Genomic DNA, 19,444 nt, shown 5'->3' on the forward strand with positions numbered 1-19,444 from the left:
ATGATGAAGAAATTGGGATTAAAGAAAGAAAATGGATTCTTGATGGAAAAGACATTTCTAATGAGGAAAATGTAGTATTTTCAGACCTCAAGCCAGGTCCTCACACTATATTATTCAAAATTTGGGACAATATGAATAATTACGCTGAAGCAAAAGTAACATTTAACGTTGTGGAACGGTTAGAAATTGATATCCTTTCACCTGAGGAAGATGCTCACTTTAATTTAAATGATTCAATAAGATTAAAAGTTGGATTATTAAAAGGAAATTGGAATCAGATAAAAGAAATCAACTGGTATTTTAATGGCAATAAAGTTGCTAATGGGAAAGATGCCCTTGTTTCAAATGTAGGAGAAGGTGACATTGTAGTTAAGGTTGAAGTTATTGACATCCTTGATGAAGTATATACTAAAGAAATCAATATAAATATTTCTGATAAGCCAGTACTTGAAATATTAGAACCAAAAAACAATTCAACCTTTAAATATGGTGATGAGATAAAAGTTGTTGGTAATGTATACCTTACAACATTAGAGGGAAGAAAAACATTGGATACAAATGATATTATCTGGTATTTAGACGGCAGCGAAACAGGAAATGGTGGCGTTATATTTATTGAAAGTCTGGAACCTGGTGACCATACAATTCAAGCAGAATATAAAGATTTAATCTCTGAAATAAATATAAAAGTTTTAGAACCAGCTAAAGCTGAAATATTAGAACCAGAAGAACTTACTTTCAATCCAGGTGATACATTAGTAATAAAAGGTAAAGGTGACGGAGTTTTAACATGGTATCTAGATGGAAATGAAGTTGGAAGCGGAAGTATCTTAAATTTAGATACTAAAAATATAACTTCAAAATCTCAATTAACCTTAAAAGCTATGTTTAATGATCTGGAAAGCGAAGATTCTATAACATTATTACCAAATTCAAAACCTACAATAAGTTGGGATACTCCAGAAAATGAAGAAAAATTTGTTTCAAATGCAAATATCGCCGTTAATGTAAAAGTAGAAGATAACGAAGATGGATTATTATCATATGAATTATATGTTGATGGAACAAAACTCGGTGAAAATATTGATTCCTTATTTGCTGGTTCACTGACCCCTGGTCCTCATACTTTAAAAGTTTTAGCAAAAGATAAATTGGGCGTTGAGGTTAATGAAACAAGAAAAATAATTATTAATCAGAAACCTAATCCAACTATTATTTCTCCACAAAAAGGACAGGAAATAACTGCAGGAATGTCACTTATACTTGAAGCGATAGTAAAAGATGACGAACCAATAAGCGAAGATAAAATCATCTGGATGATTGATGGAGAACAGGTTGGCAGCGGTTTGAAATTGGAATATACAAAAATATTGCCAACAGGGAACATTTTATAGATTTATATGTTGAAGATTCAATGGGAGAATATGTACAATTATCCTCAGACATAATTGTTGTTGAAAAACCAAATATACGAATTATCCAACCTGTAGATGGTTCAATAATAAATAGCGGAAACACTCTTGTATTACAGGCAGAAGCATTCAAAGGACCAAATCTACCATACGAAGATGACAAAGTAACCTGGAAAATAGATGGAACAATTATTGGAACAGGAAAAAGATTAGAAGTAAGCACAAATGCTTTAACCTCAGGCGAACATGCTATTACAGCTGTTGTAGAAGATGTTTCTGACACAAGTAGAATAATAGTGAACACTCCACCAAATATAAATATTACTCAACCGTTGGATGGAAGTATATTAAGCACAAAAGATCTTATTATATTCAATTCTTCAATAAATGATCTAGAAAATAATGTAAAACCAGAAAATATTAAGTGGTTCATTAATGGAGAAGAAAAAGGTACAGGCATTTCATTTAACGCTGGAACTCTCGCAGCAGGCGACTATAGAGTTACCGCAAAAGTCACTGATGATAATGGCTTGTCAAACGAAAAGACTATTTCCATAAAAGTTATATCTCCATTAAAAGCAAATATCACATCTCCAGAAAATAATTCTGGTTTTTCACAGACAGATATAATCAGCTTAAAAGCCAATATTTCTGGTGGATTAGAACCATATAATATAGTATGGACAATAAAACAACCAAATACTTCTGATAAAATATTAGATGGAAATAATTTAACTTTAAATGCATTTGACCTAAATCCAGGAAAAGCTTTAATCAATTTTGAAATAAAGGATTCTTTAGGAAATGTATACACTGAAACAAAAGAAATAACCATCTTTGAAAAGATAAAAGTTAAAATAGTAAAACCAGAAAATGGACAGGTATTTGTAAAAGGACAGGAAAATATAAATGCCGTAGCACAATTATTTAACTCAGAAGGGAAAAATGCAACAATTGAATGGTTACTTAATAATCAAAAAGTTGGCGAAGGAACCGTTCTAAATCTTGACACTAAAGATATACCAGAGGGAAATTATACATTAAAAGTTGTTGCCAGAACAAAAACAGAAGAAGATAGTGAATCAATAAATATTGCTATCAGGGAAAAATTAAAAATTAAAATACTATCCACATATGATGCTATTAAATCCCATGAAGAAGTTGAATTAAAAGCTTTTGCACTTGATCCATTGGATGGAGATATTGAAAATATAGAATGGAATTCCAATTTACAGGGAACATTAGGCATTGGAAAAGATATAAAAGTTAAATTAATCCCTGGAAATCATATAATAACTGCTATCGCAAAAAACTCAAAAGGTAAAACAGCAAAAGATACTATAAATATTTTAAGTCTTGGTGAGATGAAAATATCCATTGAATCGCCAAACGATGGTGATATATTTACAGGAGCTGTAAAAATACTATTTAAAGCAAAAGTAATTGATGCAGATGGTTCTGAAATTTCTCCAGAAAATATTATCTGGATCTCAAATATTGATGGTCAAATAGGCAATGGTATTGAAATAAATAAGAAATTAAGCGCTGGAAAACACGAAATAACGTTAAGTGCTATGAGTAAATATAATGGCTCAGTAACAAAGAAAATATCCATCCAGGTATTGGAAGAAGCAAAAGCAGAACAGAAACTCGTAATAGATGTTGAAGATGGCCTTTTAGTAATTCAAAATCAACCAGTTGAACTAAGTGCATATAAAATAGGTGTAGAAGGCGATATAATCTGGACATCAGATATTGATGGTGAATTGGGGACAGGCGATACAATAGAAGCTATACTTTCAACACCTGGAGAACACGAAATAACAGCCAGTGTTGGAGATATATCAAAATCTGTAAGAGTTAAAGTAATTCCATATGAAGAAAAAAGAGAAGTTATAGCAGTTGTCATCGGATTAAAAGGGGTAGCTTCAACCAGATATAAAGATAATACAAATGATTTAAAAATCTTATCCCCTCTATATAATGGTGATACTTTAATAATTTATAATGACACTGAAATAAAGTTAGCTTTCAAAGACGGAGCACAAAAAACTTATACTATAAATACAAACGAAGGTGTTAAGTTTGAAGATAGAAGAGAAATTACATTTAATGAGTGAAGGGGGATAAAAAATGAAAAATAAACTATTAATAATAATCTTTATATTAATAATTTCAATGATTACATTTTCTCAAGAAGTGATATATAAAAAACAGGTATATGAAGGACAAAATGTAAAAATTGATGTAAATTTCAAATCAGGACAAACTTTTAGTGAAGCAAAATTATTCTTTAAAGTTTATGATGAAAGAAAGTTTAATATATTAAAACTAAGAACTTTTCAAAGTTCAGCGGAAGCTGTCATTCCGGCAGCTCTGCTTACTACTACAAAATATAATTTTTACATTCAATTAATAGATGATAAAGGTATAGTACAAAGATTCCCGAAGGATTTGGAAATTATTATCAATTTGAGGTATTACCGGACACTTTAAGCCCTAAAATAAAATTTATATCTCCTTTAAATGGACAAAGATTTTTTGATAATGAATTAATACCAATTGCTATATTATTGGATGAAAACGAAACAGGTATAGATCCTAAAAGTATTGTTTTTAAAATAAATGATAAACCTATAGAAAATTTTAATCTCGAAGGGAATTTATTGACCTATAAACTTACCAACGCACCTTTTGGTGAATATAATATATTTGTCAAAGTTTCAGATAAAAAAGGAAATGCTTCGAAACCTGTTGAAATAAAAGTTATGATGAAAGAAAAGGGGCCACCTTTAGTAGAATTTACCTTTAATAAAAGTTATGAATTAGCCTCTGAATTTAAATTTGAAAGTGCAATATCTACATCCAATGAACTGGTGGAAACAAATATTCTTGATTCTTTAGATATGAACTTTTCTCAAAATATCAATTTAGGTGCAAATCTTAGATTCTGGGTATTTAACTTTGGATTTAGAACTACATTATCTCAGGAAAGCACCGATATAACCCAATTATTCAAAGATTTTACAGGGCAGCTTAATTATGATGTAAAAGATGCTATGAGACTATTAAATCCTATGAATATGGACGATTACTCAAATTATGAAATACCAAGAAATATTGACGTAACTAATAACTTAAATGTTTATTTAGATCTGGCATTTTTCAAATATCAATTTTTTGATAATCTTATAAACTTTAACCCATTAACGGTAAATAATTATAATGTGAGAGGACATTATGCTAAATTAGATCTTTATCTGGCTAAAGCAGAAGTTGCAGTAGGAAACAGTGATGTTGGTATATTTGAAACATCTTATCCTCGTTATTTTGCAGGTGTTAAACTTGGAGCAAATCTATTTGAATTATTAAAAGCAAACGTTGACGTTTCTGTAATATCAGATTATCAGGGAACACAGGATAATAGATATATAAAATCACTTTTTGAACTTCCTGATACAGTTACACCAAAACAAAATATCTTGATTGGTGCAAATACATCTCTGAATTTATGGCTACTTAAAATTAATGCAGATCTTGGTGTGGATTTATATATTGATGATTCTTCAAATATTATAAGCATTACAGACATGGCATCAAGTATTGCAGATATGGCTGGAGATCCAACAATAAAAGATACTGTTGAAGATTATGTCACACAAATAGAAGATGTATTTCCAAAAACATTTGATTATTTCCCAATATCAAATGGTATATTATCAGCTGTTACAGATAAATATCTTTTAGGAACTGCTATTTCTTTAAACGGTGAAATTCCAATGTTAGGTCTAAATTTATATTATTTAAAAGCAGATAAAAATTATAAATCGCTTGGTGTTTCTGCACCATCTAATGTAATGAAATATGGAGCTAAATTTAAAAAGAAATTATGGATTCTTGATTTAAAGGGAGAATATGAACTTAAAAAAGACAATACCTCTTTAGTTGGTCTGGATGAAGTATTAGGAGTAGCATTGGGATCCCTGGATACTGCAACATTAATTGATAAAATTAATCCTATAAATGATATTTTGGGTAATGAAAGTGCTCCTGCATCATCTACTAAAGATGACTTAAGAAATATAACCGAAAAATATAAATTAAATGGTAGTTTAAAATTAGGTATATTAGGAACATTGGGAGGAGAGTATTCTGTTGAACATCAAACAAATAATGCTCAATTTTTGATTGATAAGAGTGCAACAACAACTATTACATCAGATGATAAAAAAGATAAAACAATCACTGCATATTCTGTCTCTTTAAAGAATTTAGGTTTTAAATTGGATAGTTTTTCATTGAAATTATCCTTCGATGCGGGCTTAAAAAATGTTGAAGACAAAATTGATAACAATAATAATGGAGTTTTACTAACTTATGGTGCAAAAGCCAACATGACATTAGGACCTATAGGTCTAAATGGAGCATACAAACAAAAACAGGAAGAAGATACTACTACAATAGAAATGGGCGGTGGCTTAAAAACAAAACTTTTCCAGATTAATTATTCAAATATAAAGAAAAACGATAATGCTACCAATGAATTATTATCTGATACCAATAAAATAAATACCAAAGTTAATTTCAAGGTTAGTATTATATCAATGCAGGTAGGTGCCCAATTACAATTGCCTGATACATATTCTGATCAGGAAGGAAAAATAAATGCTTATATGAAATTTGCTGTTTCATTTTAATTAATAAAAAATAAAGCCATCTCATTGTTTAATGTGAGGTGGCTTTATTTTTAATATTTTTATCTATGTTTTAATTCGGACTATTTGTGTTATAATTAAAACAAGAAAGTATTCTAATTGTAAAAACTCATTGAAAACAAAGGAGTGATACTATGAAAAAGTATATTGTTATTGGATTATTGATAATCCTAATATTATCTTTATCCTCATGTATAAAAAGTGTAAAAGTTAAAACGAAACCCAAATTAGGTGTTCCTGTAGCAGCTACTACTATGTCTTTAAATGATTTCGTTAATTTAGAGGACAACATTAAGTCCATTTTACCAGAAGCTGAAATTATTTCATTAGATGGCACAAAAACCATTCATTATGCTACGGGTTTAACGGTTGATTTAAGTCAATCATTTAAAAAATTTGATGCATTCAGTACTTCCGTATATCAGGAATTAACTATTCCAGAAATTGATGATATTGATCCTATATCTGTTGATATTCCATCTATACCCTCAATTGATCCTATTAGTGTGGATGTTCCTGATTTTAACTTTACTCCTCAAAATATCAATGTATCTGTTCCTAATATAAATCCTGCTAATGTAAATCCAGATGTTACCGTTGGTGAGATTGATGTGGAAACTGCAGGTGTTCAATTACCAACTATTACTTTATCAATACCTGTTTTGGGTAATACTAACGATGGAACTTCAACTAAAGCCACAATAGATGCAAATGGAACATTCTCAAAACTCACTTTCTCAACTGGTTCTCTAACATTAGATGTTTCAAATAATGATGATGGAGCCACTGTAGAAGTTGACGGAATTATTGAAAATACAGATAATACATTTTTAAGTAGTAATATTTTAACATTAAACTCAAATTCTTCTGGAATTTTATCCTTTGATTTAACTGATAAAAGTATTTCAGATAGTGCCACTATAACATTAAGAGCTACCATAACTTCAGATTCAGGTGATGGTTCTAACAATCTAATAGCAGATAAATTAAATTTTTCATCAGGAACAAAAATTAAATCTGCAGAAGGTATTAAATTCACTACAGCAAAATCAATTTCTCAAAATATAGATCCTAATATGGGAACTACAGATTTTTCAACTATAACTATTGATGGAACATTTAATATAAATATTGATTTACCCATTGAATGGTCTAATGTAAAAACAGAATTTGAAGCTACTATTTTATATAACTATGGTTCTAAAAGTATTGTTTTAGCTAATAAGTCATTTACAACTTCAGATAATTTATCTTTTTTAAGCAAATCATTACCGCCAAATGGAACCTTTGAATTTACTATAGATTCTACTTTTACTAATACTGATAATGAAAAAGCTAATATTGATTTTACAAAATCTCCAACAATAACTGTTATTCCTGAAATAAGTATAAAATCAATAGATGGAATTAGCCTTAATAATACACAAAATATAGATTTACCAGACGACATAAAATCTGTAATCTTAAATGGTGGAGAAATTACAATTTCTATAACAGATACGGAGGTAAGTTCTATTAATGCTAATTTTGAATATTTTAATGGAACAAATGTTGTGAAAAAATCATTTATTATATCAAATGGAAATGCTATTCTTGATATGGACGGATTAACTTTGACTGGAGAAGGAACAAAAGACGCAACTATTACTATAAATAGCATTTCTCTTAATTTTGGAAGTTCTGGATTAAGTGTAGATAATATAACTGCAAAAGTTGATTTAACTGAACCCGCAATATCTAATGTTGAATTAAAAACCACTATAAAACAATCTATTAGCATTCCAAATAATATAGAAAACGTTAAATTTAAATCAGGAAATTTAAATGCTTCTTTAAACACAGGAAGTTTTACAAATATAACAGGAGTTTTAGATACCGGATTTGAAAATATTGATTTAACAACAAAGGATGGAACTATTAATGTCGACTTAACAGGAAAAATGTTATCCGGAACAAAAGATGCAACATTGAATATTTCAGAAATGTCTTTAGATTTTACATCTAATCCATTATCCTTTGGAAACACTTTATCTGTTTCTCCCACATTGGATAACTTAAAAATTTCCGAAGCAACAATCACGAATAATATCAATCAAAGTGTAAATTTGCCAGATAATATAAAGAAAGTTATATTTGGTTCTGGTAGTATTGAAATTACACTGGATGATGTAAAATTCACAAGCATAAATGGAACATTAACTTATGACTCTACTGAAACAGCATTAACTATATCTCCAGAAGGAACTGCCTTGATAGATTTAACCAATTTAGAATTAGGTTCCCTGGTGCTAATATTTCTATCGATAAAATTGGAATAAAGTCTGATTTAGGAATAAATTTAGGTGATACCATAAATGCTAATATAAATATTAAAAATCCCAAAATAAGATATGCGAACATTTCCACGGATCAAGATCTAAATATTATAAATACACAAACTGTAAAATTCCCATCAGAAGCTAAGGATATTCTTAATTCAGTTACTTTTACCGGAACATCAAATATTAATATTGAATGGAATAATAAACTGCCTATTGATATTAACGTTAATTTAAGTGCTCCTGAACTATCCATTAGTGACTCTTTTGTTATGAGTGGTTCTAATTCACATTTGATTTCTTTATCAAATAAAACTATTGATTTGAATAACCCTATCAATTTTAACTTTGAAGCATCTCCTACAAATTATGACGAGATAAATAAAATTATTACAATAGATATAGATAATCCATCAAATTATCTGACGCTCGGTAGTACTTATACATTATCAGCAACTATCTCTTTAGACTATGAATTAGACGCATCTATAAAGCCATTTAATATGGAAATTATACCTCAAGATGATCCTTTAAATTTTGAGATTCCTATTTCTGATGATGTAACTTTAACATTAAATGATATCGATATACCAGGTTTTAACGCTAAAGTCATTGGAACAATTCCTGAAGGAATTGCTAACTCAAATAATTCTATAACTTTAAGAGCAACTTATACAGGAAACAATACCTCAAGCTCTACTAATACCACTATTTATTTAGATAATACAACTATAGAGAAGGATATAACAGATTTCTTAAAAGCTGTATTAAAAGGTAAAGACGCATATATGGATATGATTTCAAACGACATTACAGCATCATTAAATGATCTAAGTAATTTTGTATTTGATTTCAAAATCGATTTAACTCTACCTTTGAGTTTTGAAGTTTTAAACAATGAAAATTTACAATTATTAGAAATAAAGGGAGAAGATGATATATTAGGTAGGAGTCCTGATTCTAATAAAGCAAATCTCCCTATTGACCTTGTAATAGGTGAGCAAGGAAAACTGGTTCTACATCTAAAATATAATAATCAAACAGGTTTAACCCCTGGATTAAAAATTATTGGAAGAAATAAATCTGGAAATATACTTTATCAAAAAATCATTGAAATTAACAATGGAGAAAATGAAACATTTATAGAATTTACAAAAACAGATATTGATAAAATCATAAATAATAATCCATACTATATTGATTTTATTGGATACATACCAACCAATAAAATGCAATATTTTAAAGATAATGGAACTTTAAAGATAAACGCATGGGTTGAGGTTCAAACAGATGTAAATACTGAACTATTACAAGGTGGTGAGTAATATGAAGAAAACTATTTCTATCTTATTTATATTAATTGTTGGTATTTTTGTTTTTTCAAATCCAACTGTAAATAAGCCCTGGAATTATTCGTTTAATCCTGCTCTATTGGATTTTGGTACCAGAAACTTTATAGATATTGGCGGAAATGTGGATTTAGATTTAATACAACCATTTTTTAATTTTGGCGATTTATTCAAAGAAGATGTTATAATAGATTTTAACGAAATATATAATAATTTAGATGGAAAAAATTTAAATATTTTATTGGATGCCAATGGAAGTGCTTATGGAAAAATTTATTTATGGTTCTTAACATATGCTAAGACTATCAATATTTCCTCAAAAACCAAAATTTCTATCCCAAATGACTTAATAAAGTTCATTTCAGAAGGTAATGTAGTTGATGGAGAATTAATTAATCTTGCAGGAAATGATGGTATTTTTAACTCTGATATTATTTTTGAAAGTAATAATTATATTTCTTTGCAAACTAAAAATTCCATTTTCGGTATATCTTTAAGTAATTTTTATCCTATAGCCTTATTAAGAAGCAATATAAGTTTTGAAAGTATTAATGATATTGAGAATGCTAAAACAAATATAAAATACAGTATTTCTGGAAATATTTATAGCTCCATGCAATCTTTTGAAGCAATTAATACAAAACTTAATCCAAATTATACTTTTGACAACGGTGGAAAAGGCTTATATGAAGATTTTATGAATGCATTAGATAATTTTTCTGGACTTAAAATAAATGTTGGATATATAAATAAAAAAGGTAAATGGGGAGTATCTTTAAACGACATAGTTATAAAACCTGCAGAAGTAAAATATCAATATACATTTGATGCTACTGGTGCTATTGAAATTGAAAATATGGAGGTTCTCACAGATATAGCAACACCAATAATAAAGTTATATGATGATTTTTCAAATAGAATATTTCCTGAAATTTCAGGAGATTTACCAATGAATGTATCATTCTTTTATACACTTCCTATAATATTTAACCCAACTCCACATATTCAATATTATTTTGATAGAGGATTATCATGGGTATAAACTTTGATGGAAACTTATTATTTATACCATTCTGGTTAGATTTAAGTAATAAGATTGATTACTGGTCTTTAAATACAGGTTTTGGAATAAATTTATATATATTAGATGCAAATTTTTCTGTTGAAAGTAATGCTTTAATTTTTGAAAATATTTTTAAATTCAAAAACTTTTCCTTTAAATTAAATATTGCTGCTGGAATCTAACTAAACAAACTTGCTGTTAACAAACCCGCCCGTTTAACGGCGGGTTTGTTTTCCTGAGTTTGACACTATTATTATCAACAAAATTCTAAAAAGTAGAATTATTCAAAAAAATAGCTATTGTTAACTTTTTATAAAAAGAGAAATTAGCCACACACATCCTCCTTTTTGGCTTTTCATGCGTGTTTTAGGAGATTATTTTTTTAAATTCATCTAATTCCATCATTTTTTTCGGTTTTTCTATTTTTAATGTTTTTAATATGGCTTTTTGAAAATCGTTTAAATTGGCTCTTAATGCAAATAATTTGTCTTTTAATCTTATTTCAGAGTATTCCATTTTTTTTATAGCTTCTCTTATTTTTTCATGAGAGTATTCAATATTATTTTTTTCCAGTTCTAATTCTAATGTTCTTTGAATTATGTAAGATATGAAACTCATTACAATATGTCCTTTTATTCTTTTCGGTGTCCAATGAAATACCGGTCTTGTTTCAAGATAATTTTTTAATGTTCTGAATGTTTCTTCTACTTTCCATAATGTATGATATTGTTCTAATATTTCTTTTGGAGATAGTTTTGTGTTTGTTATTATTCCATAGTATCCATCGTATTTTTCATCATTTTCTATTTTTTCTATGTCCAATATATAATTTTGTTTGTTCTGTTCTTTTAAATATTTTTTCGCTCCTCTTTTACTTTTGGAATCTATATTTCCTTCTTCTAACATTTTTTTCGCTTTTTCTATTAATCGTAGTCTATCTGCTCTGTCTTTTTTAGCTCTTTCTTCTGAATATATTATGAGTAATCTTTTATTTTCATATTCTACTTCTCTATATTTTATTTCTTTTGCTATTTCTATGAATTCTCCTTCAAATATATTTACTTTTTTAACTGTTTTATTGATTTTCCTACTATGAATTCATAATTAGAATTTTCTACTACTTCTATATTTTTTTTACTCATCATTCCTCTATCTGCTACTACTATTACTTTTCCTAATTGATATTCTTTTTTCATTTTTTCTATTGAATCTTTAAATGTATGCCCTTCAAATGTATTTCCTGCATATATATCAAAACTAACTGGCATTCTATCCTGATCTATTGACATCCCTAATACTACTTGCGACTCATTAAATTTCTTATCCTTTGAATATCCCATTTGTAATATTTCATTTGTTTGTTGTGTTTCAAACGCTAATGTTGTTACATCGTAAAATACTAAATCTACCGTTGTATTAAACAAACTTATCCTTTGATTATACATATGTTTTTCTATCGACTCTTTATTATCTGCTAATATATCCAATGTTCTGTATAACCAGTGCAACATTACATCTTTTTCTTCCAGGTCTTTTTCTTTTTTAACTTCCACTTTGTTATATCCAAAATACTCTAAATTATTAAATATTCCCAATTTACTCTTCGGTTCTACTATTCTATTCATCACCATTATTTTTAACATTTCTTCTGCATTGTATTTTATTTCTTTATCCAGTCTTTCAAAATATCTTTTCATCTCATATCTTTCAAATATCTTATTTACTATTACTTTGGCTCCGTAATTTCTTCTTGCTATTTCTTCCATTAAATCATCTTCTATTTTTTCATATTCATCTATTTCAAATATTTTAAAAAGACTATCTACAAGTTTTGTTATATCTTTTTTACTATACTTATCTATATTTCCAAAATTTATTACTGTATGCTGTTTCACTTTTCCATTTTCTCTTTTGCTTTCCATTATCCTTAAATATCTTTTTCCTTTCACTTTTGATATTTTAGGATACATTTTAAAACATCTCCTTTCAGTGGTTGTCATATATATTATACCACCAAAAGGACTAATATATTACTAATTATAGTTAATTCTCTGTAACAAAAGTTAGCCACACAATTTTTCGACTTCCTGAAAAATACACGCCTCAAACCCGCATTCTACCGTTCCATTTCCCTTAAAATCGCCAAATTGCTGTCAAAGGCAGGGCAACACCAATAATAAAGTTATATGATGATTTTTCAAATAGAATATTTCCTGAAATTTCAGGAGATTTACCAATGAATGTATCATTCTTTTATACACTTCCTATAATATTTAACCCAACTCCACATATTCAATATTATTTTGATAGAGGATTATCATGGGGTATAAACTTTGATGGAAACTTATTATTTATACCATTCTGGTTAGATTTAAGTAATAAGATTGATTACTGGTCTTTAAATACAGGTTTTGGAATAAATTTATATATATTAGATGCAAATTTTTCTGTTGAAAGTAATGCTTTAATTTTTGAAAATATTTTTAAATTCAAAAACTTTTCCTTTAAATTAAATATTGCTGCTGGAATCTAACTAAACAAACTTGCTGTTAACAAACCCGCCCGTTTAACGGCGGGTTTGTTTTATAAAATCATATATGATTCTTGCTGTTAATCCCATATTATTTTATCTTTATACAAATAGAAATATGTTTTATAATACCCATTTCTCCAGTTATAATTTTTGCCATCTGGAATAAGGTGATATGGATAATCATCAGGAGGATCCATTCTTACATTAACCTTATATTTTAAGGGTTCTGTTTTAATAAAAAATTCTAAGGGAACAAAAAATACCTCTTCAACCTCATCTCTATTGATTTTCATATCTTCTTCTTTAAAACTTTCAATATATATTAGAAAAGGATAGATTACAAAATTAAAAGGTGTTGCAAAATAATCAAGTTGGGCTATTTTTTTGACTTTAGAAAGATTTATACCTATTTCTTCTTCCAATTCTCTTAATCCTGCAAGGTATTTATCTTCATTCTCCTCAATTTGACCTCCAGGCAAACTTACTTCTCCTGGTTGACTTAAATTATACGACCTTACTTCAAATAAAATATGTAATTTATTATTTATTTCAATCAAAGGAACCACAACAGAAAACTCTTTAAAATCTTCAACAAAAGAAGGTTCCTTATTATCAAATATTTTTTTTATTCGACCTATATCCATATTTTCCTCCTGAATATTTATTGTATTTATATTATATCAAAAAATAAGGGCATACCGTAATGGTATGCCCTGAATTATCCTCAATTGATCATGGATAAATTCCTCTTAATCTTGTTGCTGTTGCAACTCTTTCAATAGCAATAATATAAGCTGCTGATCTCATATCTGTGTTGTATTTTTCCATTGTTCTAATTGTTGACCAGAATGCATCTTTCATTTTTCTGTGTAATGCATTTCTTACATCTTCTAATTCCCAGAAGTAGTATTGTAATCCCTGTACCCATTCAAAATAAGATACTGTAACACCACCTGAATTAGCTAAGAAATCTGGAACAATTAAAACACCTTTTTCGTTTAAAATTTCATCTGCTTCTGGTGTAATAGGACCATTAGCACCTTCTACAATCAATTTTGCTCTTACATCTTTTGCATTCTTTTCTGTAATGACATTTTCAATAGCTGCTGGAATCAATATATCAACATCTAATGTTAATAATTCATCATTTGTTATGTGCTTGAAGTTACCATCTTTGTAATCAATTAATCTTGCTTTTCTTGCAGAAATGTAATCCATAATATCTCTAATTTCTTCTGGTGTAAATCCATCTTCCTTATAAACTCCTGTTGAGCTATCAGAAAATGCTACAACTTTCATTCCTAATTCTTCTGCTGTCAATAATGCTGCATAAGAACCAACATTACCAAAGCCATGAATTGCAACTGTTAATTGGTTATTTGGTTTATTAATTTTTCCTTTATCTCTTAAATAATTTGTTGCTTCTTCAACACAAACTCTAACTCCTCTACCTGTAGCTTCAGTTCTTCCCTTTGAACCACCAATATCTAAAGGTTTACCCGTTACTATACCAAGAACTGAATGTCCAACATTCATAGAATATGTATCCATGTACCATGCCATTATTTGTGGATTTGTATTTACATCTGGTGCAGGAATATCTCTATCTTCACCTATAATAACCTGAATTTCAGAAAAGAATCTTCTTGATAATCTTTCTAATTCGCCATCTGATAATTCTTTAGGGTCTACAGTAACGCCACCTTTACCTCCACCATATGGGATATCAGCAACAGCAGATTTCCATGTCATCCAGAAAGCTAATGCTCTAACTTCATCGAGTGTAACATTTGGATGGTATCTAATTCCACCCTTAGCAGGTCCTCTGGCAATATTGTGTTGAACTCTATGGCCTGTAAATACTCTTATTGAACCGTCATCCATTTTTACTGGAAAATTAACTGTTAACTCTCTTTTTGGTTTTGATAATACAGCTTGTAAATTTGGGTCTAAATCCATTACTTTACATGCTTTGTCAAATTGTCTCAATGCATTTTCAAATAAGCTCATATCAGCACCCTCCTCAAATAAAATAGCTTCATTTTAATTTTAAAATTTTTTACCAAATAAAACAACCTTGGTAACAGTAACTTCTGGGCATATATTAGTATTTATTTCAGATTAGATATAAAAATCTCTTTGGATTATATAATATGAAAAATTTTTCACGAAAATTTTTTCTTATTGACATCGATAATTTTTTAACTTAAAATCCAATAAAAATTGAAGAAAATATAAAATTATTGATTATGAATTAATATAAACAAAAATAACTTGTTTTGTAATTTAAAAATTTATTTGATATAATGAAAGTGATAAAATTCCAAAAGGAGGAATAAAAATGAAAGTACTTGTTATCAACTCTGGTAGTTCTTCAATTAAATACCAGCTATTAGACATGACATCTGAAAGAGTATTATCAAAAGGATTAGTTGAAAGAATTGGGATTAGCGGTTCAAGAATTGTTCATAGAGTAAATGGAGAAAAACATATTTTAGATCATGAAATTCCAGATCATGAAGTAGGTTTAAAACTCGTATTAGATTTATTAACAGACGAAAAATATGGAGTATTGAAAGATTTAAAAGAAATAGAAGCTGTAGGGCATAGAGTTGTTCATGGTGGAGAAAGGTTTGCTTCTTCAGTTAAAATCACAGATGAAGTATTAAAAACTATAGAAGCTTTATCTTTCTTAGCTCCCTTACATAACCCTGCAAATATAATGGGAATCAAATCTGCAATGAAATTATTACCAGGTGTTCCTCAAGTAGGAGTTTTTGATACCGCATTTCATCAAAAAATGCCTGCAAAAGCTTATTTATACGCTATACCATACGAATATTATGAAAAATATAAAATTAGAAGATATGGATTCCACGGAACAAGTCATAGATACGTATCAAAAAGAGCTGCTGAAATTTTGGGAAAACCATATGATCAATTAAAAATAATTACTGTACACGTTGGTAATGGTGCTTCTGTTGCCGCAGTGAAAAATGGAGTTTCTGTAGATACATCTATGGGATTCACTCCTTTAGAAGGATTAGTAATGGGAACAAGAAGTGGAGATATTGATCCTGCAATTGTAGAATTTTTAGAAAAGGAAGAGGGTTTATCAGCAAAAGAAGTAGTTAATATTTTAAATAAGAAAAGTGGAGTATTGGGATTAACTAAAGGATTTAGTAGTGATATGAGAGATATTGAAGATAATGCTATTGAAGGAGATCCTGTATGTAGATTAGCATTTGATATATATGAATATAGAATAGCAAAATACATCGGAGCATATGCTGCAGCTATGAATGGTGTAGATGCTATAGTATTTACAGCTGGTGTTGGAGAAAATTCACCAATCATGAGAGAGGAAATTATTGAAAATTATCTTGGATATTTAGGTATTTCAGTAGATAAAGAAGCTAATAAAGTTAGAGGAGAAGAAAAAATAATCTCAACTCCAGACTCAAAAACAATTGCAATGGTTGTTCCTACAAATGAAGAATTAATGATTGCAAGAGATACAAAAGAAATTATTGAAAAAGGATTAGATGAATTAAAAATATAAACTATAGCGGAAGGCTTTAGCCTTCCGCTATAGTTTATAGACGAGAATAAATATTTTATTATAAAAAAATAACCTTAAACCTTTCGCTCCACAAAATGTTTAGGATTCGCTCATATTATTTTTTCTTATTTTATTTTGACGACAGTCTGTATCGGAAGGCTAAAGCCTTCCGTTGTTTTTTTAATAAACCCTTTTTCTTTGTGAAAAGTTTAGGTGTATAATATAATTAAGAGGGATTCTATTGGGGGTGAAAAAATGATAAAAACTATTAATTTAAAAAAAACTTATAAAAATGAAGGTGTTGAAGTTCATGCATTAAAAGGAATAAATCTTGAAATTAAAGATGGTGAAATGGTTTCAATATTAGGACCTTCCGGATCTGGAAAATCCACACTTTTGAATTGTTTGTCTGGAATAGATAAGCCAACAGAAGGTAAAGTGATTATTGATAATATTGATATTACTACATTGAAAGACGATGATCTAACAACATTCAGAGCTAAAAATATGGGGTTTATTTTTCAATTTTTTAATTTAATACCCGTTTTAAATGCTGTCGAAAATGTAGAATTACCCTTGCTGGTCCTTGGGTATAACGAAAAAGAAGCCAGAGGAATGGCAGAAGAAATGTTAATTGAAGTTGGATTAAAGGATAGAATGAAAAATTTCCCAAATATGCTCAGCGGTGGCGAGGCACAAAGAGTAGCTATTGCGAGAGCACTTGTGACAAAACCCAAAATTGTCTGGGCGGACGAGCCAACTGGTGCTCTTGATACCAAAACAGGTATAAGCATAATGAATTTAATCAGAGAATTAAATGAAAAAAATAATCAAACCTTTGTAATTGTTACTCATGATCCACGAATAACCGAATATACCCGGAGAATTTTAAAAATGGATAGTGGCATTTTAACAGAACATGAAAATTTGGGGTGATACTATGTTTATGTGGATTATATTATCTATTGCATTATTTTCAATAATTTATTTTTTTATCAAAGCATCTTTTCATTCACATGTATTAAAAATTTCATTTAGAAATATTTTTAGAATAAAAAGAGAATCATTTTTAATGATTCTTGGGTCAATGATTGGAACTGCTTTTATTATAGGCTCATTAGGAATGAATGATTCATTTAAAAATTATATATATAAAAGTGTTGATTTGTATTTTGGTGAAATCGATGAAGTTATTAATTCAAAAGTGAGCATTAATTACAATGATATTGAACCTTTTATATGGGAATTAGAAAAAGAAAATTTAATTGATGGTGTTTTACCTATTTTTTTCAAATTATATCCTGTAACTAAAAAAGGAAATATTAGAGGTTTAAAGATTTCAGAATTATCTCAAGCAAGCCTTGTAGGAATGGATTATACCTTAATTTCAAATTTTGGAGAAAATAAAGTTGAAGTTCCAACAGAATTTTTAAAATTAAAAAATAATGAAGCAATAATCACTAAAAGATTAGCAGAAAGATTAAAAGTTAAAGAAGGAGAAGAAATAGAGATAATCACGGGAGCGTCTCCAATAAATATATTATTTCCTAAAAGGTTTAAAGTAGTTAAAATTATTGACTCAAAAGGAATATTCAATTATAGAGGGATCGATGCTAACAATGGTATCGGGACTGTATTTATTAATTTAGCTGCTGCAAGAAGTATAACAAAAATCCCCTCAAATAATTATTATCAAATTTTAATTTCAAATAGAGGCGATTACATAAAAGGAAACAAATTAACCGAAAAAGTGAAAAATGTATATGAAAAGATGAAAACAAAAGGAGAATTTATACCGGTTAAAGACAACCAAATAAAAGCGATAGACAGAGGCGGAGTTTCTTATATATTTCTGGCACTAAGTTTATTTGCTATTATTTCTGGTGGAGTATTAATCATCAATATGTATTCTATGTTAGTAAGTGAAAGAAAAAGAGAATTAGGTGTTTTAAGAGCTATTGGATTTAAAAGAAAAGATATAAGAAATGTTATATTCTACGAAAGTATATTTTATACTATATTCTCAATTCCATTTGGTATAGCTACTGGATTGTTAATCTCTCGTTTTACTTTTTCAAAAGTTACCTCTCTTTTCGAATCATTATCTTCATTTGAAAATATTATCGGTGAAATTCCTTTAATAGATTCATATTATATTTCTCCCAATTCCATAATAATTGGTATTGCTGTTGGAATATTGCTCCCTTTAACAATAACATTCTGGTATTCACATTCTATTGGAAAAATAAATATAGTTAATGCCATAAAAGACCTCGAAGAAGAAAAGAAAAAAGTAAAATTTGAAAAATATAAATATAAAATTGAAAATGGTTTTGCCATCGTAATTTTTATTATTGCCTTATTTTTAAAATAGATAGTTTTACTATCTTGGGAATTAAAAGCTTTTTAATTTTAATTTCCGCTATTATGATAATTACTTTTAATTTAAAATATATCGAAATTTTTTTGCTTAATATAATTAAATTAAAAGG

Annotated in this window: 15 protein-coding genes and 2 pseudogenes; 12 read left to right on the plus strand and 5 right to left on the minus strand. The window is 28.5% G+C overall.

Translation table 11 applies throughout. The features are described from left to right. Positions 1-170 precede the first annotated feature (170 nt). The 5 genes from DJ007_RS07945 to DJ007_RS07965 all read left to right on the plus strand — a co-directional run bounded on the left by DJ007_RS07945 (position 171) and on the right by DJ007_RS07965 (position 8,445). Positions 171-1,394 carry an Ig-like domain-containing protein gene (locus DJ007_RS07945; RefSeq protein WP_206076229.1) on the plus strand — a complete coding sequence of 408 codons (1,224 nt, stop codon included), beginning with the start codon at positions 171-173 and terminating at the stop codon, positions 1,392-1,394. A 20-nt stretch (positions 1,395-1,414) separates the two neighbouring features. Next, positions 1,415-3,532: a hypothetical protein gene (locus DJ007_RS07950; protein WP_129409130.1), complete on the plus strand. Its 2,118-nt coding sequence runs from the start codon at positions 1,415-1,417 to the stop codon at positions 3,530-3,532. A 13-nt stretch (positions 3,533-3,545) separates the two neighbouring features. After that, positions 3,546-3,908, plus strand: coding sequence for a hypothetical protein (locus DJ007_RS07955; protein ID WP_129409131.1), 363 nt, complete (start codon positions 3,546-3,548; stop codon positions 3,906-3,908). 77 nt (positions 3,909-3,985) lie between these two features. Next, positions 3,986-6,109, plus strand: a complete 2,124-nt coding sequence (locus DJ007_RS07960) for a hypothetical protein (RefSeq protein WP_129409132.1) — start codon at positions 3,986-3,988, stop codon at positions 6,107-6,109. Positions 6,110-6,261: 152 nt separating this feature from the next. Continuing rightward, positions 6,262-8,445, plus strand: coding sequence for a hypothetical protein (locus tag DJ007_RS07965; protein ID WP_129409133.1), 2,184 nt, complete (start codon positions 6,262-6,264; stop codon positions 8,443-8,445). Positions 8,446-8,536: 91 nt separating this feature from the next. Here the strand turns inward: DJ007_RS07965 and DJ007_RS14735 are convergent, their stop codons facing one another. Beyond that, positions 8,537-8,785 carry a hypothetical protein gene (locus tag DJ007_RS14735; protein ID WP_206076230.1) on the minus strand — a complete coding sequence of 83 codons (249 nt, stop codon included), beginning with the start codon at positions 8,783-8,785 and terminating at the stop codon, positions 8,537-8,539. Between DJ007_RS14735 and DJ007_RS07970 the strand changes: the two genes are divergently transcribed. From DJ007_RS07970 to DJ007_RS07980, 3 genes are read left to right on the plus strand one after another with little or no spacing between them, the layout of a single operon-like run. After that, positions 8,769-9,770 (plus strand): hypothetical protein, encoded by a 1,002-nt coding sequence (locus DJ007_RS07970; protein WP_206076231.1) that lies wholly within the window; start codon positions 8,769-8,771, stop codon positions 9,768-9,770. The genes DJ007_RS14735 and DJ007_RS07970 overlap by 17 nt on opposite strands. A gap of 1 nt (position 9,771) precedes the next feature. Further along, positions 9,772-10,836, plus strand: coding sequence for a hypothetical protein (locus DJ007_RS07975; RefSeq protein ID WP_129409135.1), 1,065 nt, complete (start codon positions 9,772-9,774; stop codon positions 10,834-10,836). Continuing rightward, a complete protein-coding gene (locus DJ007_RS07980; RefSeq protein ID WP_129409136.1) occupies positions 10,827-11,039 on the plus strand; it encodes a hypothetical protein in 213 nt (70 codons plus the stop codon). The genes DJ007_RS07975 and DJ007_RS07980 overlap by 10 nt, the downstream gene beginning before the upstream one ends. Before the next feature lie 184 nt (positions 11,040-11,223). Here DJ007_RS07980 and DJ007_RS20795 read toward each other — a convergent pair. Further along, positions 11,224-12,752 (minus strand): annotated as a pseudogene (locus tag DJ007_RS20795) (IS1634 family transposase). Continuing rightward, a pseudogene (locus DJ007_RS21035) lies at positions 12,726-12,857 on the minus strand (IS1634 family transposase N-terminal domain-related protein); the annotation flags it as partial. The pseudogenes DJ007_RS20795 and DJ007_RS21035, both read right to left, overlap by 27 nt. A 236-nt stretch (positions 12,858-13,093) precedes the next feature. Between DJ007_RS21035 and DJ007_RS07995 the strand changes: the two are divergent. Continuing rightward, positions 13,094-13,390, plus strand: a complete 297-nt coding sequence (locus tag DJ007_RS07995) for a hypothetical protein (RefSeq protein WP_129409138.1) — start codon at positions 13,094-13,096, stop codon at positions 13,388-13,390. A 77-nt stretch (positions 13,391-13,467) separates the two neighbouring features. Here the strand turns inward: DJ007_RS07995 and DJ007_RS08000 are convergent, their stop codons facing one another. Together DJ007_RS08000 and DJ007_RS08005 are read right to left on the minus strand one after the other, a co-directional pair. After that, positions 13,468-14,034, minus strand: a complete 567-nt coding sequence (locus DJ007_RS08000; protein WP_129409139.1) for an NUDIX hydrolase — start codon at positions 14,032-14,034, stop codon at positions 13,468-13,470. Positions 14,035-14,122: 88 nt separating this feature from the next. Continuing rightward, entirely contained in the window at positions 14,123-15,400 is a 1,278-nt protein-coding gene (locus tag DJ007_RS08005; RefSeq protein ID WP_129409140.1) for a Glu/Leu/Phe/Val family dehydrogenase, read from the minus strand. A gap of 331 nt (positions 15,401-15,731) precedes the next feature. Here DJ007_RS08005 and ackA point away from each other — a divergent pair, with 331 nt between their 5' ends. From ackA to DJ007_RS08020, 3 genes are all read left to right on the plus strand, one after another. Next, the gene (gene ackA, locus DJ007_RS08010; RefSeq protein WP_129409141.1) at positions 15,732-16,952 is read left to right on the plus strand and encodes an acetate kinase; all 1,221 of its coding nucleotides are present in this window, start codon (positions 15,732-15,734) and stop codon (positions 16,950-16,952) included. A gap of 255 nt (positions 16,953-17,207) precedes the next feature. Next, positions 17,208-17,888 carry an ABC transporter ATP-binding protein gene (locus DJ007_RS08015; protein WP_129409142.1) on the plus strand — a complete coding sequence of 227 codons (681 nt, stop codon included), beginning with the start codon at positions 17,208-17,210 and terminating at the stop codon, positions 17,886-17,888. Further along, on the plus strand, positions 17,872-19,326 hold the full coding sequence (locus DJ007_RS08020; protein WP_129409143.1) for an ABC transporter permease: 1,455 nt from the start codon (positions 17,872-17,874) through the stop codon (positions 19,324-19,326). The genes DJ007_RS08015 and DJ007_RS08020 overlap by 17 nt, the downstream gene beginning before the upstream one ends. Positions 19,327-19,444 lie beyond the last annotated feature (118 nt).

Origin of the sequence: Marinitoga lauensis, from assembly GCF_004135675.1 — a bacterium.
Taxonomy (GTDB): Bacteria; Thermotogota; Thermotogae; order Petrotogales; family Petrotogaceae; genus Marinitoga; species Marinitoga lauensis.

Excerpts from the sequence above, each read along its gene's own strand:
- DJ007_RS07950 (WP_129409130.1), top strand. The coding sequence starts at position 1,415 with ATGGGAGAATATGTACAATTATCCTCAGACATAATTGTTGTTGAAAAA.
- DJ007_RS07955 (WP_129409131.1), top strand. The coding sequence starts at position 3,546 with ATGAAAAATAAACTATTAATAATAATCTTTATATTAATAATTTCAATG.
- DJ007_RS07965 (WP_129409133.1), top strand. The coding sequence starts at position 6,262 with ATGAAAAAGTATATTGTTATTGGATTATTGATAATCCTAATATTATCT.
- DJ007_RS07975 (WP_129409135.1), top strand. The coding sequence starts at position 9,772 with ATGAAGAAAACTATTTCTATCTTATTTATATTAATTGTTGGTATTTTT.
- DJ007_RS07980 (WP_129409136.1), top strand. The coding sequence starts at position 10,827 with ATGGGTATAAACTTTGATGGAAACTTATTATTTATACCATTCTGGTTA.
- DJ007_RS07995 (WP_129409138.1), top strand. The coding sequence starts at position 13,094 with ATGAATGTATCATTCTTTTATACACTTCCTATAATATTTAACCCAACT.
- DJ007_RS08000 (WP_129409139.1), bottom strand. The coding sequence starts at position 14,034 with ATGGATATAGGTCGAATAAAAAAAATATTTGATAATAAGGAACCTTCT.
- DJ007_RS08005 (WP_129409140.1), bottom strand. The coding sequence starts at position 15,400 with ATGAGCTTATTTGAAAATGCATTGAGACAATTTGACAAAGCATGTAAA.
- ackA (WP_129409141.1), top strand. The coding sequence starts at position 15,732 with ATGAAAGTACTTGTTATCAACTCTGGTAGTTCTTCAATTAAATACCAG.
- DJ007_RS08015 (WP_129409142.1), top strand. The coding sequence starts at position 17,208 with ATGATAAAAACTATTAATTTAAAAAAAACTTATAAAAATGAAGGTGTT.
- DJ007_RS08020 (WP_129409143.1), top strand. The coding sequence starts at position 17,872 with ATGAAAATTTGGGGTGATACTATGTTTATGTGGATTATATTATCTATT.